We start from the raw sequence: 22053 nt of genomic DNA, 5'->3' as shown, positions 1-22053 counted from the left end.
CGACGCCTCCGACGCCTCCGACGCCTCCGACGCCTCCGACGCCTCCGACGCCTCCGACGCCCGGCGCCGCCGGCCGCCGGCCGGCAGCGCCCTCTCCCTCCCACTTCTCCCTCGGCCGCCGCCGCCCGTTCCCGCAGCACCCCACGCCCGGCGGCCCGACCACCCGGGACAGGCCCCGCCTCCCGGACAGGCCCCGCCCCGGCTCCGGTCGGGCAGCCGTGCCCCTCCGCAGGGCCCGACCGGCCCCGACCCCAACCGGCGCGGCAGGTAGCGGACAGCGGCCGGTCCGCTCGGCGGGTGGCGGCCTCCGCGTGAGGTCCGCCACCCTCTCGGCCGGCCCCCGTCGGTCGGAGAAACAGAACAAGCCGTGGCGAGCCCGTGGTGATCCCTGTCGCAGTCGGCCGCCCCAGCACGCCACACCACCCCGGTCGGCTTCCGCCCTGACCTGCCACCTCTCCTCGGCGACCCCCGTCCCGGCCGGCACCACCCCCTGCGCGGACAACACGCGGCCGTACGCCGGACCTTGGCGCCAGGCGGCCACCGGCGGGAGCCGCCCGCCCGGGTCGGGGGTGAAGGCCACGCGGCGAGATCGAGGGCCCTTGCTTTACCCTCTTCACACCGAGACCACACAAGGCTGTTGTCATCTCGTTAAGTGATTGGTCCTTGACGCAGAGGTGATCACCGCGTTGGCTTTCAGCCACCTGGGTCGCAGTGCTGCGTGCCCACGCCCGGAAGGCCCTTGATGTGAACGCCCGTACCACCAGCACCACCCTCAGCACTCGTATACGTCGTCGCGCCACAGTCCTGCGCCGTACCGCCACCGCCCTCGTCGCCTCGGCGGCGGCCGTGTCCCTGGCCTCCTGCGGGGTCTCGGACATCGGCGACAGCGCGGAGGCGAGCCCCACGAAGGGCGACGACATCACGGTGGGCGTGCTGTTCCCCGACAAGGACACCAAGCGGTACGAGCAGTTCGACTACCCGAACATCAAGAAGAAGATCGCCGAGCTCACCGACAACAAGGGCGTGACCAAGTACGCCAACGCGGACAAGGACGCGGAGACCCAGAACAGCCAGATCGAGCAGATGGTCGCGGACAAGGTCGACATCATCATCCTCGACGCCGTGGACTCGAAGGCCGTCGCGCCCGCCGTGCAGAAGGCGGACGACGCGGGCATCCCCGTCATCGCCTACGACCGGCTGGCCGAGGGCCCGATCGACGGCTACGTCTCCTTCGACAACGAGCTCGTCGGGCAGGTGCAGGGACGGGCGCTGGTCGAGGACCTGGGTGACAGCGCCGCCAACAAGATCGTCATGATGAACGGGTCGCCGTCCGACCCGAACGCCGCTTTGTTCAAGGACGGGGCGCTCTCCGAGCTCCAGGACAAGGTGACGATCTCCGAGAGCTTCGACACCAAGGACTGGGACCCGAAGGTCGCCAGGGTCAACATGGAGCAGGTGGTCGCCAAGCTCGGTGCCGACAACATCGACGCGGTCTACGCGGCCAACGACGGCATCGCCGGTGCCGTGATCGACGTGCTGAAGACCGCCGGCGTCGCCAAGGTGCCGCCGGTCACCGGGCAGGACGCCGACCTGGACGCGGTGCAGCGGATCCTCTCGGGCGACCAGTACATGACCGTGTACAAGTCGTTCCCGACGCAGGCGAGCGCCGCCGCCGAGATGGCCGTCGCCAAGGTCCAGGGCCGCTCGATCGAGTTCGAGGCCCTCGCCAAGGACAGCATCGACTCCCCGACGACCAAGAACATCCCGGCCCAGCTGGTGCCGCCGGTCGCCCTCACCAAGAACAACATCCAGGACACGGTCATCGCCGACGAGATCTACACCGTCAAGCAGATCTGCACGGCGGAGTTCAAGTCCGACTGCGACGCGGTCAACCTGAAGTAGCGCACAGGCGGCCCCGGCCGACCTGAGGCAGCGCCCAGGCGGCCCGGCCCGCCCCTGGCAGCCCTCAAGCCACCCGGGTGAACTCGACCGTCACCTCCGGTGGGCCCCCGCCACCCCGGTAGATGCCCTTGTGCGGTGTCACGTCGTCGTAGTCGCGGCCTCGGCCCACGACCACGTGGGACTCGTCGGCGGGGACGCTGTTCGTGGGGTCGTAGCCCGTCCAGTCGCCCGCCCAGTACTCGATCCAGGCGTGGCTCTGGCCGGCGACGGGGCGGTGGAGTTCGGCCTCGCGCTCCGGGTGGAGGTAGCCCGAGACATAGCGGGCCGGCAGGCCGAGGCCGCGGAGCATGCCGAGGGTGAGGTGGGCGATGTCCTGGCAGACGCCGGCCCCCTGCGCCCACGCCTCGGCGGCGCTCGTGTGCACCCCGGTCGCGCCCGGCACGTACGCCACCCGGTCGGCGACCAGGGACGAGACCGCGATCGCCGTCTCGTGCGCGGAGAGACCCTCCGACGCCTCCCGGGCCCGGTCCAGCAGGTCCTGCGGCAGCGTCGTACGGCCCGTCGCCGTCAGGTACTCCAGCAGGCGGGAGTCGGCGCTCGCCCGGCGGATCTCCGCCCGGTCCGGCGCGTCCGGGAGCGGCTCGGGCGGGGACGTCTCCACCAGGCTGGTCGCGGTGATCGTCAGGTCGGAGTGCGGCTCGATGAGGTCGAAACCGGTGACCTGGGTGCCCCAGTAGTCCCAGTACGACCAGGTCGGCGTCGACGGGTTCACCAGGACCCGGGCGTCCAGGGTGGTCTGGCCGGGCATCGTCAGCGGCGTCATGCGGACCTCGTTGTGGGAGGAGGCCGCGGGCTGCGCGTACGCGACGCGGGTCGTGTGCCGGATGCGCAGGCGCCGGGGCGCCCGAGGAGCCGTGGCGGGCGTGGCGGGCATGTTCATCGTGCTCACGCGCCTTCCTGGGCCCATTCGACGGGCCCCTGGTACGGGAAGAACTTCTCGGCGACCGCCTCCGCCGAGGCCATGCATGCCTGCTGGAGGTCGCGCAGCAGCGCCGGCAGCCCGGCCTCCAGCGACTCGGAGTCGAGGTATTCGAGGTGGGTGCGCAGGGCGCCGATCGGACGCCGGGCGGGGTCCTGGCGGGGGCGGCCGAGCGCCGCCAGGCACTCCTCCGCCGTGGTGAGGGCGTGCAGCGCCGAGCGCGGGAAGTCGCGGTCCAGGAGCAGGAACTCCGCCACCTTGGGGCTGTCTCCGAACCCGCCGTGCACCCGCGCGTACGCCTCGTCGGCGCCGCTCGCGCTCAGCAGGGTCGGCCAGTCCGGCGCGTGCGCCGCGTCCAGCACCCGTACCGACAGCAGCCGCACCGTCATGTCCACCCGCTCCAGGCTCCGGCCCAGCACCACGAAACGCCAGCTGTCGTCCCGGCTCATCGTGGAGTCCGCGAGCCCGAAGAAGAGCGCCGCGCGACGCCGTACCAGTTCCAGGTACGCGTACGGGCCACCCGTGCGGCGCGCGGCCGTGCGCTGGTCGGCGAGCGCGTGCCAGGTGGAGTTCAGGCACTCCCACATCTCCGACGACACCGCCTCGCGGGCGCTGCGGGCGTTCAGCCGCGCCGCGCCGAGCGCGCCCTCGATCGACCCCGTCGAGCGGGCGTCGAAGGCCAGCCGGTCCAGCACCTGCTGCATGTCGCAGTGCCGGTCGGGCGCGTCGACGCCGAGGATCGCGTAGAGCGAGCGGCAGGCCGCGTCCTCGTCGCGCCAGGGATCTTCGAGGAGGCGGTGGAGGTAGGCGTCGAGGATGCGGCCGGTCGCGTCGGCCCGCTCCACGTACCGTCCCGTCCAGGTCAGGGCCTCGGCTATCCGGGAGAGGATCACGTCGTTCACTGCTGCTGCGCCCCTTCCTGTACGACCGCGCGGGTGCCGTCGGGCCCGAGCAGACGCGGTGCCTTCTGCGGCAGCGGGCCGCCGATCGCCTCGGGGCGCTGCTCGGCCGGGCCCTCGGCGAGCACCCAGGTGTCCTTGGAGCCGCCGCCCTGGCTGGAGTTGACGATGAGGTTGCCCTCCTGGAGGGCGACGCGGGTCAGCCCGCCGGGCAGGACCCACACCTCGTCGCCGTCGTTGACGGCGAAGGGCCGCAGGTCGATGTGGCGCGGGGCCATCCGTTCGCCGGCGAGGGTGGGGGAGGTGGACAGCGCGACCGGCCGCTGCGCGATCCAGCCGCGCGGATCGGCCGCCACGGCCTCCCGGGTGCGCTCCAGCGTCTCCCGGTCCGCCTTCGGGCCGATGACGATGCCCTGGCCGCCGGCCCCGTCGACCGGCTTGATCACCAGCTGGTCGATCTGGTCGAGGACCGCCTCCAGTTGTCCGGGTTCGTCCGGCCGGAAGGACTCCACGTTCGGGAGAATCGGTTCCTCGGAGAGGTAGTAGCGGATGAGGTCCGGGACGTAGGTGTAGAGGAGCTTGTCGTCCGCGATGCCGTTGCCGACCGCGTTCGCCAGCGTCACGTTCCCCGCCATCGCGGCGCTCATGATCCCGGGGCAGCCGATCACCGAGTCGGGCCGGAAGTGGAGGGGATCGAGGAAGTCGTCGTCGAGGCGCCGGTATACGACATGGACCGGCATCTCCCCGCGGGTGGTCCGCATCCACACCCGGTTGCCCCGGCAGACGAGATCGTGTCCCTCCACCAGCTGCACGCCCATCAGCCGGGCCAGCAGCGCGTGTTCGAAGTAGGCGGCGTTGTTGGGGCCGGGGGTGAGGACGACGACGCGCGGGTCCCCGATCCCGCCGGGCGCGGCGGCCCGCAGGGCGGCGAGCAGCCGCTGCGCGTAGCCGTCGACGGGCACCACGTGCTGCTCGGCGAAGAGGGACGGGAACACCCGGGTCATCGCGCGTCGGTTCTCGATGACGTACGAGACCCCGGACGGCACCCGGACGTTGTCCTCCAGCACCCGGAAGTCGCCCGCCTCGTCCCGTACGAGGTCGATGCCGGCGACATGGATGCGGACCCCGCCGGCGGGCTCCACGCCGTGTGCGGCCCGGTGGAAGTGGGGGGAGTTGAGGAGCAGCCGCCAGGGCACCACCCCGTCCTCGAAGGCCCGGCACGGCCCGTAGGCGTCCGCGAGGTACGCCTCCAACGCCCGTACGCGCTGCGCCACTCCGCGCTGGATCAGATCCCACTCCAGGGCGTCCAGGATCCTCGGCACCAGATCCAGCGGCCAGGGTCTCTCCTCGCCCGCGAAGGCGTAGGTCACGCCCCGGTCGGTGAACGCGCGGGCCATCTGGTCCGCCCTGAACCGCAGTTCGGCCGGCTCGATCGGCTGGAGCGCCGCGAGCACCGGCTCGTAGGCGGCCCTGACCTCACCCGGCCGCTCGAACATCTCGTCCCACGCGTCGGCCAGCGCGTACGCGTCAAATATGTCCGCCATGGGCCGACGGTAAGCGCGCTCCGTAACACCGTGATCACCATCGCGTTTCCGCCACCTTGCGGGGACGGCCACGACCTGCGGAAGCGGAGGGTTTGAAGTACGGCCGGGCGGGGAGGCGGGGTGCGGCGCGCGGGGAACAGTCACCGGGGTCTCCGTCCGACGACCTGCCGTTCGCACGGGCGTGCGGGGCGCAGGCACGCGGGCGCGGGTGCAACGGCCCCGGCGCGGCGCGGGTGTGACGGACCGAGGCGTGCGCGGGGCGCCTGCGTCGTTGACTTCAGCGAGATTCATGCGAGGAACCCCAGGCGTTTACGCCTGGGAGGAATCGCATCGTGTGGTGGCGACGCGGAGCGTCGCAGTGTCCGGGAGTTCGGGCGCGGAGCGCCCGTAGGGCTGTCTGGCGAAGCCGGGGCGCTGTCGAACGTACGGCCGGGGCAACCACAAGATCGCGAAGCATGTGGTGGCCGAGGCAGAACGCACCGGTCGCGGAATCGCCCTCGAAAAACTGACGGGCATTCGCGAACGGGTACGGCTTCGCAAGCCCCAACGGGCCACCCACTCCAGCTGGGCCTTCGCTCAGCTGGGGGCGTTCATCGCGTACAAGGCCAAGAAGGCCGGGGTGCCGGTGGTGTACGTCGATCCGGCATACACCTCCCGCACCTGCGCCGAGTGCGGCCACATCGACAAGGCGAACCGCGCCTCACAGGCGTGGTTCGCGTGCCGGTCCTGCGGATTCGTTGATCACGCGGACCGCAACAGCTCCCGCAACATCCGCGCCCGCGCGGAAGAGTTGTGGCGACGCGGGGCGCAGTCAACCGCCTCAGTCCCGCCCCCGACATCCGAGGGCGGGACAGGACGCAGGCGCAACACCACAACCAGTGGCGCCCGCTCTGCAAGCCCGGGACTTCAGTCCCGGGTCGTTGACCTTGTTGCAGAGCGCACTGCCTGAGGGGTGGAGAAAAGCGAACACTACCCCTCCTATAGGGGCATAACCCAGGCGCAGCCGTGTTGCGGAGCCGGTGCGGGCCGCGCATAGTTGCGCTGCGAAGGGCTGGAACCGGGGGTGAATGGGTGATGGCCGGGCACGCGACCGAGGAGCATCCGCACGGTGCCGACCGGCTCTGCGCGGCCGGGGACCGGGTGTACTCCAGGGCCGTACGGCGGGGCCGTGTCCCGCGCGCGGACGCCGACGCCGTGCCCTGTCTGCTCGAACTCGCCCTGCTGCACCCCGACCCGGACGACATGGGCTGGCTGGTGCCGACCTCCCCGCAGGAGGTCATGACCCGGCTGCTGCGCGGCGTCCACGCAGAGGTGAGCGCCAGTCAGGCCCGGATGGGCGCGGCGGTCGACGCGGTGGAGTGGTACGCGGGCCTCGGGGGCTCCCGCGCCCGGCAGACGACGGAGAGCGCGGCGATCCGGGTGCTCGACGGGCTGTCCCGGATCCGGGCGGCGATCGACGAGGCCACCGACCGCTGTACGACCGAGGTGCTGACCGTGCAGCCGGGCGGCATCCGGCGCGAGGACGAACTGCGCGAGGGGCTGCACCGGGCGCTGGCGATGTGCCGCCGGGGCGTGCGGATGCGGGACCTGTACACGCATGTGGCCCGGCACGGGCAGGGCCTGCACAACTACATGGAGCTGATGGGGGAGTCGGCGGAGGCCCGCACCCTGGACGAGGTGGTGGAACGCCTCATCGTCTTCGACCGCACGGTGGCCTTCATCCCCGCGAACCCCGACCGCACCATGGCCCTGGAGATCCGTCACCCCGCGCTGGTGGAGTACCTGGTCACGGTCTTCGAACGTCTGTGGCGTCTCGGAGTTCCGCTAGCCGCGTCCCTCCCCTCCACCGGTGTCGCGGGCATCACCCATCGGGAACGGTCCATCGCGGCGCTGCTGGCGGAGGGTCACCAGGACGCGGTGGTCGCCGAACGGCTCGGCATCAGCGTCCGCACCTGCCGGGCCCACATCGCCCGCCTCTCCGAACGCCTCGGCGCGGCCAGCCGGACGCAGTTGGGCGTCCGCATCGCCGAGGCGGGCCTGGACAGTCCGCCCCGCACCACATCAGCGGACGACGACACCCTCAGGGTGCCCGCCCCTACGGCGCCGCTTCCCGCTCCAGAATCCCCGACTGCCCTATGAGGTAACCCAGTTGGGCCCGACTCTCACTACCGAGCTGGGCGGCGAGTTTGGCGATGTGGGCACGGGCTGTCCGGACGTTGAGTCCGAGACGGTCGGCGATGGCGGTGTCGGTGTGGCCTTCCACGAGGAGGCGGGCGATGGCGCGTTGGCGGGGGGTGAAGCCATCGATCACGGGGAGCCGGACGGCCTCGGGGTACATGGGCGTCGCCAGGTGCCACAGTCGGTCGAAGGTGGTGGCGAAGAAGGAGATCAGGGTGGGGTGGCGGATCTCCAGGGCCAAGGTGCGCTCGGCGTCGGCGGGGATGAAGGCCACCGTGCGGTCGACGAGGATGAGGCGGTCGGTGACCTGGTCCAGGGTGCGGGCCTCGGCGTCGCCGCGCAGTCGCTCGTAGCGGTCGAGGACGAAGGGGGAGTGCCGGAGAGTGTGCGGGTAGAGCGTGCGGATGCGGGCGCCTCGGGCCAGCAGTGCCTGATCCCGATCGAGGGCGACGGCGTGGCCCTGTTGGCCCTGCCGGCCGCGCGGGGCGTAGTAGTTCGCGTGCGGCTGGATGCACAGCAGTTCCTCGGATGCCCCGGCAATGGCCTCGGCGATGGCGGCGTTGATCTGCTCGATCCCGCTCAGCGAAGTGATCGCCTGTATGACGCTGCCGCCGGGTGCGGTGCGCTGGTCCGCGATCCGCAGCATCGGCTCGAATGCCGCCGCCAACCGCTCCTCACGGCGCCGCTCCTCGGCGACTCTCTCCTCGATGTCGCGCAGTAGCCGGTGCAGGGCGACCGTGGGAGCGACCGGCTCCAGCCAGTCGGGCTCCTCGATGGCCGGGTGCAGCAACCCGGCCTGGATCAGACAGGGTGCCGCGGACGCTTCCTTGCCCCGCACCCGTCCGTCCCGCAACGCCCGCGCGTACAACTCACTGCCGGCTGCGCACAGTTCGTCGGTCCGATGCCCGTGGACCTCGCTGGTCACCTGTACTCGCCTCCCTCGGCCGTCAGTGGCTCTGGCCCTGCTCCAGGATCCCCGACTGCGCGATCAGATAACCGAGTTGGGCCCTGCTACCGCTGCCCAGCACCGTGGCCAGCTTGGCTATGTGGGCGCGGCAGGTGCGGACGTTCATGCCGAGGCGGCGGGCTATGGCCTCGTCCACGTGGCCCTCGACGAGGAGCTTGGCGATGGAGTGCTGGATGTCCGTGATGCCGTCGGGGGCCGTCTCGTAGGGCGCGCCGGCGGTCAGTGGGACAGCTCGGCCCCACATGAACTCGAAGACCTTGACCAGGTAGCGCACGAGCCCCGGATGCCTGAGTTCCAGGGCGACCTGCTGGTCGTCGCGGGTGGGGATGAAGGCCACGGTGTCGTCGCAGATGATGAGGCGCTCGACCAACTCGTCGATGGTGCGGTATTCCACCTTGCCGTCGGACAGCCGCGCCACGTAGGCCAGCTTTTCCGGGTTGTGTCGGGCCGTGTGTTGATACAGGGTGCGGATCCGCACACCACGTTCGATCAACGGTCTGTCACGTTCCAGTCCCTGGAGCAGGTTGCGCTCCGATATGCGGTTGCTCGGCTGGACCGTCAGCACCTCGATCTGGCACTCGGCGGTGGCCAGGTTGAGAGCCGTCTGTATCTGCTCTCCGCCCTCCAACACCCTGATGGCGTGCGTCGGGGCCGACACCTGGGCGCTGAGTGCCATAAACGGTTCGAACGCGTCGCTGAGCTCGATCGACCGGCGGCGCTGTTCGGCGATCTCGCGCTCTATCGGGTTGAGCCGCTGGGCCAGTGCGACCGAAGGGGGAACGGGACGGAGCCAGTTCGCGTCATCGGGGTCGGGATGGAGCAGGGGGAACTCCATGAGGCAGGGGGCGGACCCCACCTCCTCGCGTGCGATGCGTCCCGTCCGCAGTGCGTGTGCGTAGAGACGTGCTCCCTCGTCGCACAGATCAGCCACCGTGTGGGGATGTGTCGCTTCAACCCGATTTTCCACCAAATCTCCACCCCCCAGGGTCCTGAACATGCAGGAACATGATGCATTGATTATGTGGCCATGACGTGCCCGAATGAGCCATCGTCGTACTCGACGGGGGAAGAGGGGACCTTCAAGTGAGGACGAAGCCGACTATGCGTAAGAGAATGCTTCGCTCGGTGCTTGTCGCCGCCTTCTCCACCGTTGTCGCTTTCGGAGCGCTGAGTGCCCTCTCCGAGGCGAAGGGTGACACTCGCGCGGACACCAGTTGGCCGGCGGTGGCGGAGTCGACGACACTGGCGTGGGCCGCGGACACTACGTGGCCGGTGCCCCCGGCTGATGACGGAGCAGGGGCCTGACATGACCACTCCTCCCGACGACCGTTCTTTCCGGCGCGAGATGGCCACCGCCTATCGCTCCGGCTGGCACTTCATCGACCTGGCCACCGCCATCCCCCACAGCGGTGACTCGTTGATGGTGACCGTGTTCGGCGAACCGGTGGTGGTGACCCGGGACGAGGACGAGGACATCCGGGCGTACCGGTGTCTGCGGCGACCGCGCGGCGCGCCGCAGCCAGTGCGGTGTGCCGTTCGGTACGGGATGGTCTTCGTCAATCTCGACCAGCGCGACCACCGGCTCGCCGAGCCGGAGACCCAGGCCTCCACGGCCGTCTCAGCCACCCCCCGCAGTGCCTGAAGCGATTCCCCCGTCGTTGCAAATCGCTCAGGCGCTTCCCCCCAGCAGCGGCGTCACCGTGACCTGAACACGGTGACGCCGCTGCAGGTTTGTGGGGACATTTCGGCATGCCCGCCAGTTTCGGAATCCTCCGACCCGCCTGCTCATCTGGCCGAAAAAGGTCAACCGGAAGCAGGCGGTCGCCGCCGACGACGTGTAGCCGCCCCCGCGGCCCCTCGGCCCTGCCCTCCCCCGCCCCAACGCCCGCGTCAGCTCGATCTCGATCACCACGCGCTGCGGATTCGGTCGCGGATCCCTGCCGTACCGCTCCGCGTACCGTCGCTCGGCGTCCGCGATCCGCTCCCGGTCCGTGCGGACGAACGCGCGCCCTTCCAGCGTGGCCCAGCGCTTGCCCTCCATCTGGCAGACGGCGACCCGGGCGCCTTCCTCCCCGGCGAGAGCCACATGCCGCGCTTTCGCACTCGTCGAACTGGTGATCACCCGAGCGAGACGCGCCCCGGGCTCGTATGTGACCCCGACCGGCACCACGTGGGGGCTGCCGTCGGCGCGGAGGGTGGTGAGGGTGCAGAGGTGGCGCTCCCGCCAGAAGGCCAGGTACGCGTCGTCGGGATCGCCCGGATCCACTCGGTAGGTGCTCACGGTCCCGGAATCTAACCAACAGGGAACGCTCCCGACTCCACCTTGAGTGGAATAGACTCAACTTTGTGTACGTTGCTCAAGTCACTGTCACTGTGACCGACGACTGACGCCAGGAGGGAATCGCGACTGTGGACGCCGAGCTGACCAACAGGAGCCGGGACGCGATCAACGCGGCCAGCAACCGGGCCGTGTCCGAGGGGCACCCCGACTTCACCCCCGCCCACCTGCTGCTGGCTCTGCTCCAGGGGCAGGACAACGAGAACATCACCGACCTGCTCGCCGCCGTCGACGCCGACCAGGCGGCCGTACGCGCGGGCGTCGAGAAGATCCTCGCCGGTCTGCCCAGTGTGACCGGCTCCACCGTCTCGCCGCCGCAGCCCAACCGCGAGCTGCTGAGCGTCGTCGCCGAGGCCCAGGCGAAGGCCAAGGAGCTGGGCGACGAGTACGTCTCCACCGAGCACCTCCTGATCGGGATCGCGGAGAAGGGCGGCCAGGCCGGGGACGTACTCTCCCGGCAGGGGGCGAGCGCCAGGAAGTTGCAGGAGGCGTTCCAGAAGGCAAGGGGAGGACGCCGGGTGACCACCGCCGATCCGGAGGGCCAGTACAAGGCCCTGGAGAAGTTCGGGACCGATTTCACCGCCGCCGCGCGGGAGGGGAAGCTCGACCCCGTCATCGGCCGGGACCAGGAGATCCGGCGGGTCGTGCAGGTGCTCAGCCGCCGTACGAAGAACAATCCCGTGCTCATCGGTGAGCCGGGCGTCGGCAAGACGGCCGTCGTCGAGGGGCTCGCCCAGCGGATCGTGAAGGGCGACGTGCCCGAGTCGCTGAAGAACAAGCGGCTGGTCGCGCTCGACCTCGGCGCCATGGTCGCCGGGGCCAAGTACCGGGGCGAGTTCGAGGAGCGCCTGAAGACGGTCCTCGCCGAGATCAAGGACTCCGACGGACAGATCATCACCTTCATCGACGAACTGCACACGGTCGTCGGCGCGGGCGCCGGCGGCGACTCCGCCATGGACGCCGGCAACATGCTGAAGCCCATGCTCGCGCGGGGTGAGCTGCGGATGGTCGGCGCGACGACCCTCGACGAGTACCGCGAGCGCATCGAGAAGGACCCGGCGCTCGAGCGCCGTTTCCAGCAGGTGCTGGTCGCCGAGCCGACCGTCGAGGACACCATCGCCATCCTGCGCGGACTCAAGGGCCGCTACGAGGCCCACCACAAGGTCGTGATCGCGGACGCGGCGCTGGTCGCCGCCGCCACCCTCTCCGACCGGTACATCACCTCCCGATTCCTGCCCGACAAGGCCATCGACCTCGTCGACGAGTCCGCCTCCCGCCTCCGGATGGAGATCGACTCCTCGCCCGTCGAGATCGACGAGCTCCAGCGGTCCGTGGACCGGCTGCGCATGGAGGAGATGGCCCTCGACAAGGAGACCGACGCCGCCTCCCGCGAGCGTCTGGAGCGCCTGCGCCGCGACCTCGCCGACAAGGAGGAGGAGCTGCGGGGCCTCACCGCCCGCTGGGAGAAGGAGAAGCAGTCCCTCAACGCCGTCGGTGAACTCAAGGAGAAGCTCGACGAGTTGCGCGGCCAGGCCGAACGCGCCCAGCGCGACGGCGACTTCGACACCGCCTCCAAGCTGCTCTACGGCGAGATCCCCACGCTGGAAAGGGAGTTGGAAGAGGCATCCGAGGCGGAGGAGGAGGCCGCCGCGTCCAAGAACTCCAAGAACACCATGGTCAAGGACGAGGTCGGCGCCGACGACATCGCGGACGTCGTCGCCTCCTGGACCGGCATCCCGGCCGGCCGCCTGCTGGAGGGCGAGACCCAGAAGCTGCTCCGCATGGAGGACGAGCTGGGCCGCCGTCTCATCGGCCAGACCGAGGCCGTACGCGCGGTGTCGGACGCCGTACGGCGTTCCCGCGCGGGCATCGCCGACCCGGACCGCCCCACCGGCTCCTTCCTCTTCCTCGGCCCGACCGGCGTCGGCAAGACCGAGCTGGCGAAGGCCCTCGCCGACTTCCTCTTCGACGACGAGCGGGCCATGATCCGCATCGACATGTCGGAGTACAGCGAGAAGCACAGCGTGGCCCGGCTGGTCGGCGCGCCCCCCGGCTACATCGGCTACGAGGAGGGCGGGCAGCTGACCGAGGCCGTCCGCAGGCGCCCGTACTCCGTGGTCCTGCTCGACGAGGTGGAGAAGGCCCACCCGGAGGTCTTCGACATCCTCCTCCAGGTGCTGGACGACGGCCGGCTCACCGACGGCCAGGGCCGTACGGTCGACTTCCGCAACACCATCCTGATCCTCACCTCGAACCTGGGCAGCCAGTACCTGGTCGACCCCGTCACCACCGAGGCGGAGAAGAAGCAGCAGGTCCTGGAGGTGGTCCGGGCCTCCTTCAAGCCGGAGTTCCTCAACCGCCTGGACGACCTGGTCGTCTTCTCCGCCCTGAACAAGGCGGAGCTGGAGCGCATCGCCAAGCTCCAGATCGACCGCCTCTCCAAGCGGCTCGCCGAGCGCCGCCTCACCCTGGAGATCACCCCCGAGGCCCTGGCCTGGCTCGCGGACGAGGGCAACGACCCGGCCTACGGCGCCCGCCCCCTGCGCCGCCTCGTCCAGACCGCCATCGGCGACCGCCTCGCGAAGGAGATCCTCTCCGGCGAGGTCAAGGACGGCGACACGGTCCGGGTGGACACGTTCGGAGAGGGAGAGGGCCTGATCGTGGGGCCGACGACGGGCACGCCGGCCACCTCCGCGACGGACGGCCCGACCGCCCCGTCGATGGAGAAGAAGAACCCGTGACCGTCGATGCCGATGGACGGAGAAGGACGCGTGACCGGGGGTACCCGAAAACGCGTGACCGGGGGTACCCGAAAGGTTCCCCTCCACGCTCGTAGCTGAATCCGCGGGTGAATCCCTTCCCGGATCCGGCCAAGGGCGACGAACCACGCGGGGCGGGGGTTGCCACTCCCGCCCCCGCATGGGGGAGGATGGCGGAATCCGTACGAAGGGAAAATCACGGTGAGCATCGACCCGTCCTCGATTCCGAACTTCGGGGGCCAGCCCGAGCCGCAGCCCGGCCCGCCGCCCGGCCCCGTGGTCCCGGATCAGGACCTCGTGAAGCAGCTCCTGGACCAGATGGAGCTGAAGTACGTCGTCGACGACGAGGGTGACCTCGCGGCGCCGTGGGAGGAATTCCGTACGTACTTCATGTTCCGTGGCGAGGGTGACCAGCAGGTCTTCTCGGTGCGCACGTTCTACGACCGCCCGCACCAGATCGACGAGAAGCCGGCCCTGCTGGAGACCATCGACGACTGGAACCGCCGCACCCTGTGGCCCAAGGTCTACAGCCACACCCACGACGACGGCACGGTCCGCCTCATCGGCGAGGCCCAGCTGCTGATCGGCACCGGCGTCAGCCTGGAGCACTTCGTCTCGTCGACGGTGAGCTGGGTGCGCGCCGCCATCGAGTTCGACAAGTGGCTCGTCGAGCAGCTCGGCCTGGCCGAGGACGTCGACGAGGCCGACAAGCCCAAGGACGACGAGGGCGACGCGTAGCCGCCCCGCCCGCTTCCGTGGCCACCGGCGGCCGACCGCCCCCGGTGGCCGTCCGGAGGGACGCCAGAAGTGCCGGCGAGGACCGCCGCCGCGGGACTCCGGTGGTCCCTGACCGCGGCGGTCTCTCCCGGGCGGCTCACCATCGTGGACACCGTGGACCGATGGCTCGACCCTCAAGACCGTCGGTCGGTCGGCACCGGTATCCCTTGGAACTCACCCGAGAGACGAAGGACGGGCCGTTCTGACATCCTCGACCCACACCGGTCCCCCCATCCGATACCGAGCGGACCGCCGCGACGGCGATCGTGGGGGGCGGCGCGGTTGCCGTGACCGGTTACGTACGGTTGTTGTTGCGGTCGGTGTCGGTGAAGTCGGTCGGTTCGGCCGTGCAGGCGTCCTGGAAGAGGCCGAACCGGGCCGTGCGGCTGTTATATGGCCAGTGACTTGAGCCGCGGGTGCGGTTCGGCAGGCGGGGCACGGACACCGGCTGTTGGGTATTCGTCAGCGGCAGGCCGTTCTGCCGTTCTGACTCGGAGTGACGGTCGCCCTTGATTGAGCAGTCACTGCGGGACTCAGAAGAGTTCCTCGCAGTTCACCCGGGTTTCGATCCGGATGTCGCAGCGGTCGGCCGCGCCCGCGCCTCCGTCGCCGAAGTCGTCAGCGCCGGCGGGATCGGCCAGCAGGTCGTTGCCGTCGCCGCCGTAGAGTTGGTCGTTGCCCGCGCCGCCGTCGAGGTCGTCGGCGCCTGCCTGGCCACGGAGGGTGTCCGCTCCGGCGTCACCCTGAAGGGTGTCGGGCCCGGCCCCGCCTTCAACGGTGTCCGGGCCGGCGCCACCGGAGATCCGGTCGGCTCCCGCCCTGCCGTAGATGGTGTCGCCGCCCGCGTCGCCGGAGATCCGGTCGGCCCCTGCCTGGCCGTCGATCAAGTCGGCGCCGGCACCGCCGTCCAGGGTGTCGGCTCCGGCGCCCCCGGTGAGGCTGTCGTTGCCCGCGCCGCCGAAGACGGTGTCGGGGCCGGCGCCGCCGAAGATGGTGTCATCGCCGCCCCGGCCCTCGATGTGGTCCTGGCCTTGCCCACCGTCGATCCAGTCGGCGCCGCTGCCCCCGACGACCGTGTCCGCACCGTCTCCGGCACAGATGATGTGGTTCCCGGCGCCGCTGAGGATGATGATGTCGGTGCCGGCTCCGACGGAGACCACGAGGCGATCGTCGGAGTTCAGCACGATCCGGTCGTCGCCGTCTGTGCCGACGATGTCGGCAGGCACGTCGTTGCATGTCGCCGCCGGCGCGGCGTGCGCCGCCGTCGGCAGAGTGAAGGCCATCGCGCTGGCCAGCATGGCCACGACAAGTGCTTGTCTCGCAGTGCTCATCAGGTTTCCTCTCGGATTGGGGGCGAAGAACTCCGGGACCCCTGCGACCTCCGGTCTCTCCGCTACTGGGGCCCGATCAAGGACGGTGTCGCTGCGATGCCTATCGTGTCGATATGGTGTGCATCTTGTGGCGATCCGTTCACGCCAATTCTGGCGTGAACGCGTCAAGTAGGTCGCGCGCCCGGGTATCCGTCCATCCCGGTGGTGATCTTGTCCGAACCTCATTCAGGACGCGAGGCGCTGCAGTCGGCTCGCGGCTTCGTGGAGAACGTCGTCCTTCTTGCAGAAGGTGAACCGGACCTGACTGCGGCCGGCATCCGGGTCGTCGTAGAAGACGGAGTTGGGGATGGCGACGACGCCGCAGCGTTCGGGGAGGGCGCGGCAGAAGGCGTAGGCGTCCTTTTCGCCGAAGGGGGTGATGTCGGTGGTGATGAAGTACGTGCCCTGGGGCTGGTAGACCTCGAACCCGGCTGCCCGCAGGCCGTCGCCGAGCAGGTTGCGCTTGCGGTGGAGGTCGGCGCGGAAGCCGTCGAAGTAGGAGTCCGGCAGGCGCAGCGCCTCGGCGACGGCGTACTGGAACGGCCCGGACGCCACGTACGTCAGGTACTGCTTCGCCGTGCGTACGGCGGTCACGAGTTCCCGGGTGCCGGTAACCCAGCCCACCTTCCACCCGGTGAACGAGAACGTCTTGCCCGCCGAGCCGATGGTGACCGTCCGCTCCCGCATCCCCGGGAACGACGCCAGCGGCAGGTGCTCGGCGTCGTCGAAGACCAGGTGCTCGTAGACCTCGTCCGTCACCACCAGCAGGTCCCGCTCCACCGCCAGCTCGGCGATCGCCGTCAGCTCCTGGCGGGTGAGGACCGTCCCGGTCGGGTTGTGCGGCGTGTTGATCAGCAGCAGCCGCGTCCGGTCGGTGACGGCGTCCCGCAGCTCGTCGAGGTCCAGCCGGAACCGTCGGCCCCCGCCCGCCTCGTCCGCCCCCTCGCCGGGCCCGTCCGACGGCCGCAGCGTCACCGGTACGCGCGTCCCGCCCGCCATCGCGATGCAGGCCGCGTACGAGTCGTAGTACGGCTCCAGGGCGACCACCTCGTCCCCCGGCTCCAGCAGCCCGAGGAGGGCGGCCGCGATGGCCTCCGTGGCCCCGGCGGTGACCAGCACCTCGGTGTCCGGGTCGAACGTCAGTCCGTACCGGCGCTGCTGGTGGTCGACGATCGCGGTCCGCAGCTCGGGCACGCCGGGACCCGGCGGGTACTGGTTGCCCCGGCCGTCCCGCAGTGCCCGTACGGCGGCCTCACGGATCTCCTCGGGGCCGTCCGTGTCCGGGAAGCCCTGCCCGAGATTGATCGACCCGGTCCGCAGGGCGAGCGCCGACATCTCGGCGAAGATCGTGGTCCCGAACTCGGCGAGCCGCCGGTTGAGCGCGGGGCGAGGGGCGGGAGCGGAGCTGGCGCTGGAGGTCATGGCCGCCATCCTCCGCCGAAGCTCTGGAGTTCCTCAACCCTGGTTCGGAGTGTGGCACTCGAGGTGTCGCCCCACGTGCCGCCCACGCGCCGCCCGGCCGGAAACCCCGGCCGGGCGGCGTGCTTCCCGGGATCAGGCGGGCGGACCGTCGAAGGAGGACCACTCGGACCAGGCGTCGTCGGGGTGGGTGCTCACCTTCCACGAGGACACCGAACCGTTGTCGGTGCCGACCACGATCTGCGGGCGGCCGTCCGTCAGGGTGGCCACACCCACACTGCGGGCCGACCCCGGCAGGCCGTTGAACTTCGTCCAGTCGGCCCAGGCGGCGCTCGCGTCGGTGGTCACCTTCCAGGTGCTCCACAGCTCGCCGCCTTCGGACACGGCGAAGATCTGCGGCCGTTCGTCCGTGAGCGGAGCCGCGGCGAGCGACACCACGCGGCCGTGGTCGAAGGGGAACGGCTGCCAGTCGGTCCAGCCGGCGTCCGGGTGCTCACTGACCTTCCAGCGGGTGAAGAGCCCGTGGTTGCTCCCCGCGAACACCTGCGGACGACCGTCCGTGAGCCGCGCCGACGTCATGCTTCGAACAGACATATGATCCGTCTCCTTATTCAACGCCCGGACAGGCGTTCACGTCCCTCCCCTCCGCTCCAGGTTCGCGCGGCCACCCGGAACCGCAAGTCGGGCGGCCCGCGACCCGCATGTCTGTGCAGGTCAGGAGGTGTTGACCCGGGAGAACCCTCTGAACTTGCTCAACTCGGCTTTGACCGGTGAGACGCGAGGGCATCCCCACGTCACGCACGGCCCACGGGGGGCGTACGGGGGAACGAAAGGCGGGTGCCGTCATGGATGGCTTCTTCATTCTCTTCCTGGGCGCGGTGGCCCTGATCGGGGTGCTGTCGTCGCTCGGCCGAGGCTCGCGGCGCAGCCGCCGCCGCAGCTGGTGGGCGGACGGCGGGTCGTCCCACCGGTCGTCCGGGGGCGGCAGCTGGTTCTCCTGCGGCGGTGGCTCGTCGTGCGGCGGGGGAGGCGGCGGTGGCGGCGGTTGCGGTGGCGGCAGCTGAGACGTGCCGCCGCGCGCGAAGCTCTGGACTTGCTCAACTCGGCTTTGAGCGGTCACCGGCGGGGCATCCCCGCCACACGCAAGTGAGCGAGGCACCCACGGGGGTCGCTTCGGGGGCACACGCAAGGAAGAGGGGAGGGTGGGCCATGGCGGAAGTCGGTTTCATCCTGGTGCTCAGCGCCATCGGTCTGGCCGTCGCCATCGGAGTCGTCAGGAACTCCCGGCGACGCGGCCGACGCGGCAGCTGGTGGGCGGACAAGGGCTCGTCCAGCAGTTCGTCGTCCAGTGGTTCGTCGTGCGGGAGCGGCGCGTCCTGCGGAGGCGGGTCCTCCTGCGGTGGGGGCGGCGGCTGCGGTGGCGGCAGCTGACCGCGCGACAGCGCCCACGAACGAAGTTCGGCAACAGCGCCCACGAACGAAGTGGGGCAACGACATTGAACGAGGCACCCATGGGGGGTCGCTTCGGGGGACTCAGGACAAGAGGGGAGGGGTGACGCCATGAACGCGATCGTGGTGATCGGCATCATCCTGGCGGTGGTCTTCGTGGGGACGGTGGCCATCGTCGCCGTCAACAACCGCAGAAGGAGGCACGCGGCGCGTCGCCGCCCGTCGACCGCCCGGGGCGGCAGCGCGTACCGCGGCAGTCGAAGCGACAGCGGTGCCCACAGCAGCAGCTCCGACAACAGCTGGTGGGTGATCGGGGCGGCGACCGTCGGCGACTCGGGATCGTCCCACTCCTCGAACGACGACCGCGGTTCGTCGTCCGGTGGTGGTGGCTCGTCCTGCGGCAGCGGCAGTGGTTCCTCGTGCGGAAGCAGTAGCGGCTCGTCCTGCGGAGGCGGCGGCGGGGGCGGATGCGGTGGAGGCAGCTGACACGGGGCAGCCGAGCTCCACGACACGAGCGCCCGCCGGGACGAACCTCCCGGCGGGCGCTCGCGTGTCCAGGTTCGCGTGTGTATGTCCGGCACAAGGGGGCAGGCGCACCGATGTGGCGGTCTTTCACGCCTGAGTACGCCGGGTGGGCCCGGTTGTCCGGCAGGCGCTCCCCCGAGTTCGCGCGCCCGGCCCGATGGGCGCGTGGGGAGCGCGTCGACCGACGGGGCGTACGCCTGGTTGAACAGTTGAGCTGGGCAGCCCTCGGGGGGATGGAAAGCACGTCAAGTTGGGTAAAAACGCTGTGGTGGCGCCACAGTTCATGATTCCCTATAAATCGCCAACGCGGCCCCCCGGACGTCCCTCCCGGCAGGCCTGACCTGGCTGACCGGACCGACCGGGACGTCGTCCTCACGTGACCTGGCTGACCGGGCCTCAGCTCCCGGTGCCTACCGGGGTGCGCCGGACCCACCTCCTCTTCTCTTTGCGTCGCTGCGGAGCCGACCCATGCTCACGACCCTGAACACCGCCTACACCGACACGCGCGCGGCCGACCTCGCCTGGGCGCTGGGGCGCGAGCCGCTGCCCGCGCTCGCCACGCTCGATCTCGAACTCACCGGTGCGAAGCTGCAGTTGAGGCTGCTCGGCGCGTCCCACCAGGTTCTCCTGGAGGAGGAGCGGGGGAGCCACTGTTCGGAGACGGTCGCGTGCATCCCGGGATCCAGCACGCCGCTCCCGCTCGGGGTGGCCAAACGTGTGGGCGACTGGGAGTACGAATTCGCCGCGCGGGTCGAGGTCTTGTCGCCGGGGTCGTTCGCGGGCCGGGCCCAGGAACTCCTGGCGCTCGTCTCCGACCATCCCCATGGACTGGCCGGGGTCTTCCCCGGCAGCCCGCACGCCTTCACGGCGATGCTGGCGCAGCGCCACGAGGGGCAGGTGCACTGGCGTACGTGGCACGCGTATCCCCAGGACGGGCAACTGGTGGCCACGAGAACGAGGGTGGGGGTGCGGGTGCCTGCGGCGCTGTGACGGGTGCCTGATAGCTCGGGGGTGCGGGTTCGTCGGCGGGCGCGGCTCCTGTGGGGCTTCTCGCGCAGTTCCCCGCGCCCCTGAAGATCAGGCCCCGCGGGCCTGAAAAGCCGGGGTTGCGCCCTGAAAGTGCGGGGCGTAGCCCCGGTTTTCAGGGGCGGGGAACTGCGCGAGACGCTCCACGCACCCGCGGCCGCCCACCCACCCGAACCCCGAGCTATCAGGCACCCGGCCAAGCGTCGCAGACCACCCGTGTGGGTGACCCAGCGCAGCGCGACCGTGACGGTAGCGTGCCAGGAGTGATCGAGCCGCACGCCCCGCACCCCCGGCGCCCCTCCCCTGGCGCGGCGACAGCGGCCCGGGCCCGGGTGCCCAGGCGTGGCTCCCGGTCCGCCCGGGACTCGGCCGTTTCCTCGTCCTCGCCGGCGTATTCGTCTGCGCCGCCTGCGGACTGGTGTACGAACTCGAACTCGTCGCCCTCGCCTCGTACTTGATCGGCGACTCCGTCACCCAGGCCTCCGTGGTCCTCTCGGTCATGGTCTTCGCCATGGGCATCGGCTCCCTCGGCGCCAAACGCCTCCGCCCCCGCGCGGCCCTCGGTTTCGGCCTCATCGAGGCCGCCCTCGCCCTCGTCGGCGGCTGCAGTGCCCTCGTGCTGTACGCCGCGTTCGCCTGGACCGGCGACTGGGGCGGCATGTGGGCGAGCGGCTCCCGCTACCTCCTCGTCGCCTTCTCCCTGGCCATCGGCCTGCTCATCGGCGCCGAGGTCCCGCTGCTGATGGAGCTGATCCAGCGCATCCGCCGCCAGGACGCGGGCGGCGCGGTCGCCGACCTGTTCGCGGCCGACTACGTGGGCGCGCTCGTCGGCGGCCTCGCCTTCCCCTTCCTCCTGCTGCCCTGGCTCGGCCAGTTGACCGGCGCCCTGCTCACCGGCACGGTCAATGTCCTGGTCGGCGGCGCGCTCGTCCTCGGTCTGTTCCACCGCGACCTGAGCCGCCGCGCGCGCTGGCTCCTGCTGGTCACCAACCTCGCCGTGCTCGGCCTCCTCGCCACCGCCGCCGTACACGTGGACGACTTCGAGCGTGCCGCGCGGCACGCGGTGTACGGCAAGGACGTCCGGATCGCGTTGCAGACCGGCCGGCAGGAGGTCGTCCTCACCGGCGGCCTGGACGGGCGCCCGTTCTCCCTCTACCTCGACGGGCGGCTGCGCATCAACGGCAACGACGAACAGCGCTACCACCGGGCCCTCGTCCGCCCCGCCATGAACGCCGGACCGCACGCCCGTGTCCTCGTCCTCGGCGGCGGTGACGGCCTCGCCGCCCGCGAGGTGCTCCGCCACGACGGCGTACGCCGTGTGGACATCGTCGAGATCGACCCGGGCGTGGTGCGCCTGGCCCGCACGGACCCGGCGCTCTCCGCGCTCAACGGCCACGCCCACGACGACGACCGGGTACGCGTCCACACGGAGGACTCCTTCGCCTGGCTGCGCGGCGCCCGGCCGACCGAGCCGTACGACGTCGTGATCTCGGACCTTCCCGACCCCGGGATCACCGCGAGCACCAAGCTCTACTCGCAGGAGTTCTACGGGCTGGCCCGCGAGGTCCTGGCGGTCGACGGGCGCATGGTGGTGCACGCCGGGCCGGTGGCGTCCCGGCGGCAGGTGTTCTGGACCGTCGACGCGACCGTCCGCGCCGCCGGGCTGCGCACCACGCCCTACAGGGTCACGGCCGCCGACCCCGGTTTCGTCACCGGCCCCGACCGTACGGCCCACACCTCCCGCACGCCCCACGACTGGGGCTTCGTCCTGGCGACCCGTCCCTCGCCCCACGACGGCCGCCGCCCGGGCCCGGCCCTCGGCGCCGGGGTGATGCGGCTCGGCGCGGCCGACGGGCTGCGGGACCTGCCGCCGTCGACGCTGGTGCACCCGAGGTACGCGGACTGAGCCGTGGAGGGTGGT

The 22053-nt window shown here is 70.8% G+C and carries 18 protein-coding genes and 3 pseudogenes; 11 read left to right on the top strand and 10 right to left on the bottom strand.

What is annotated here, in order from left to right:
* Positions 1-744: 744 nt before the first annotated feature.
* Complete coding sequence (locus tag E4N62_RS15405) at positions 745-1902, top strand: sugar ABC transporter substrate-binding protein (RefSeq protein WP_230214957.1); 1158 nt, start codon at positions 745-747, stop codon at positions 1900-1902.
* A 64-nt stretch (positions 1903-1966) separates the two neighbouring features.
* Here the strand turns inward: E4N62_RS15405 and E4N62_RS15400 are convergent, their stop codons facing one another.
* From E4N62_RS15400 to E4N62_RS15390, 3 genes are read right to left on the bottom strand one after another with little or no spacing between them, the layout of a single operon-like run.
* Positions 1967-2842: a transglutaminase family protein gene (locus tag E4N62_RS15400; RefSeq protein WP_230215545.1), complete on the bottom strand. Its 876-nt coding sequence runs from the start codon at positions 2840-2842 to the stop codon at positions 1967-1969.
* Between the two features lie 5 nt (positions 2843-2847).
* On the bottom strand, positions 2848-3783 hold the full coding sequence (locus E4N62_RS15395) for an alpha-E domain-containing protein (protein ID WP_045558194.1): 936 nt from the start codon (positions 3781-3783) through the stop codon (positions 2848-2850).
* Positions 3780-5324, bottom strand: a complete 1545-nt coding sequence (locus E4N62_RS15390; RefSeq protein WP_184905598.1) for a circularly permuted type 2 ATP-grasp protein — start codon at positions 5322-5324, stop codon at positions 3780-3782. The genes E4N62_RS15395 and E4N62_RS15390 overlap by 4 nt, the downstream gene beginning before the upstream one ends.
* A gap of 436 nt (positions 5325-5760) precedes the next feature.
* On the opposite strand from E4N62_RS15390, the pseudogene E4N62_RS15385 reads away from it, so the two are divergent.
* Positions 5761-6273: pseudogene (locus E4N62_RS15385) on the top strand (RNA-guided endonuclease InsQ/TnpB family protein); the annotation flags it as partial.
* A 125-nt stretch (positions 6274-6398) separates the two neighbouring features.
* Positions 6399-7463 carry a LuxR C-terminal-related transcriptional regulator gene (locus E4N62_RS15380; RefSeq protein WP_230214955.1) on the top strand — a complete coding sequence of 355 codons (1065 nt, stop codon included), beginning with the start codon at positions 6399-6401 and terminating at the stop codon, positions 7461-7463.
* On the opposite strand, the gene E4N62_RS15375 is transcribed toward E4N62_RS15380, so the two are convergent.
* On the bottom strand, positions 7420-8427 hold the full coding sequence (locus tag E4N62_RS15375; protein ID WP_230214953.1) for a helix-turn-helix transcriptional regulator: 1008 nt from the start codon (positions 8425-8427) through the stop codon (positions 7420-7422). The two genes, E4N62_RS15380 and E4N62_RS15375, sit on opposite strands and share 44 nt — an antisense overlap.
* A 22-nt stretch (positions 8428-8449) precedes the next feature.
* Positions 8450-9466 carry a helix-turn-helix transcriptional regulator gene (locus E4N62_RS15370; RefSeq protein WP_230214951.1) on the bottom strand — a complete coding sequence of 339 codons (1017 nt, stop codon included), beginning with the start codon at positions 9464-9466 and terminating at the stop codon, positions 8450-8452.
* 309 nt (positions 9467-9775) lie between these two features.
* Here E4N62_RS15370 and E4N62_RS15365 point away from each other — a divergent pair, with 309 nt between their 5' ends.
* Positions 9776-10111, top strand: a complete 336-nt coding sequence (locus tag E4N62_RS15365) for a hypothetical protein (protein ID WP_033524521.1) — start codon at positions 9776-9778, stop codon at positions 10109-10111.
* Positions 10112-10339: 228 nt separating this feature from the next.
* Here E4N62_RS15365 and E4N62_RS15360 read toward each other — a convergent pair.
* Positions 10340-10750: pseudogene (locus tag E4N62_RS15360) on the bottom strand (pyridoxamine 5'-phosphate oxidase family protein); the annotation flags it as partial.
* Positions 10751-10878: 128 nt separating this feature from the next.
* Here E4N62_RS15360 and clpB point away from each other — a divergent pair.
* Both clpB and E4N62_RS15350 read left to right on the top strand, forming a co-directional pair.
* On the top strand, positions 10879-13548 hold the full coding sequence (gene clpB / locus E4N62_RS15355) for an ATP-dependent chaperone ClpB (RefSeq protein WP_230214949.1): 2670 nt from the start codon (positions 10879-10881) through the stop codon (positions 13546-13548).
* 219 nt (positions 13549-13767) lie between these two features.
* Entirely contained in the window at positions 13768-14304 is a 537-nt protein-coding gene (locus E4N62_RS15350; RefSeq protein WP_184905588.1) for a YbjN domain-containing protein, read from the top strand.
* Between the two features lie 334 nt (positions 14305-14638).
* Here E4N62_RS15350 and E4N62_RS15345 read toward each other — a convergent pair whose 3' ends face one another.
* The 4 genes from E4N62_RS15345 to E4N62_RS15330 all read right to left on the bottom strand — a co-directional run bounded on the left by E4N62_RS15345 (position 14639) and on the right by E4N62_RS15330 (position 17726).
* Positions 14639-14788, bottom strand: a complete 150-nt coding sequence (locus E4N62_RS15345; protein WP_230214947.1) for a hypothetical protein — start codon at positions 14786-14788, stop codon at positions 14639-14641.
* 88 nt (positions 14789-14876) lie between these two features.
* On the bottom strand, positions 14877-15674 hold the full coding sequence (locus E4N62_RS15340) for a calcium-binding protein (protein ID WP_230214945.1): 798 nt from the start codon (positions 15672-15674) through the stop codon (positions 14877-14879).
* A gap of 225 nt (positions 15675-15899) precedes the next feature.
* Positions 15900-17144 carry a pyridoxal phosphate-dependent aminotransferase gene (locus E4N62_RS15335; protein ID WP_230214943.1) on the bottom strand — a complete coding sequence of 415 codons (1245 nt, stop codon included), beginning with the start codon at positions 17142-17144 and terminating at the stop codon, positions 15900-15902.
* A 123-nt stretch (positions 17145-17267) separates the two neighbouring features.
* Positions 17268-17726, bottom strand: coding sequence for a hypothetical protein (locus tag E4N62_RS15330; RefSeq protein ID WP_230214941.1), 459 nt, complete (start codon positions 17724-17726; stop codon positions 17268-17270).
* A gap of 251 nt (positions 17727-17977) precedes the next feature.
* Between E4N62_RS15330 and E4N62_RS15325 the strand changes: the two genes are divergently transcribed.
* The 5 genes and pseudogenes from E4N62_RS15325 (at position 17978) to E4N62_RS15305 (ending at position 22038) form a co-directional block, all read left to right on the top strand.
* Entirely contained in the window at positions 17978-18196 is a 219-nt protein-coding gene (locus E4N62_RS15325; protein WP_230214939.1) for a hypothetical protein, read from the top strand.
* Positions 18197-18341: 145 nt separating this feature from the next.
* Positions 18342-18563, top strand: coding sequence for a hypothetical protein (locus E4N62_RS15320; RefSeq protein WP_230214937.1), 222 nt, complete (start codon positions 18342-18344; stop codon positions 18561-18563).
* Between the two features lie 129 nt (positions 18564-18692).
* Positions 18693-19067 (top strand): hypothetical protein, encoded by a 375-nt coding sequence (locus tag E4N62_RS15315; protein WP_230214935.1) that lies wholly within the window; start codon positions 18693-18695, stop codon positions 19065-19067.
* A gap of 507 nt (positions 19068-19574) precedes the next feature.
* On the top strand, positions 19575-20096 hold the full coding sequence (locus E4N62_RS15310) for a DUF2617 family protein (RefSeq protein WP_230214933.1): 522 nt from the start codon (positions 19575-19577) through the stop codon (positions 20094-20096).
* A 299-nt stretch (positions 20097-20395) separates the two neighbouring features.
* Positions 20396-22038 (top strand): annotated as a pseudogene (locus tag E4N62_RS15305) (polyamine aminopropyltransferase).
* Positions 22039-22053: the final 15 nt, after the last annotated feature.

This window comes from Streptomyces sp. MNU76, from assembly GCF_020982545.1.
In the GTDB taxonomy this organism is placed as follows: domain Bacteria; phylum Actinomycetota; class Actinomycetes; order Streptomycetales; family Streptomycetaceae; genus Streptomyces.
Note: the sequence above shows the minus strand (reverse complement) of the source record. Positions and strands in the feature narration are given on the sequence as shown.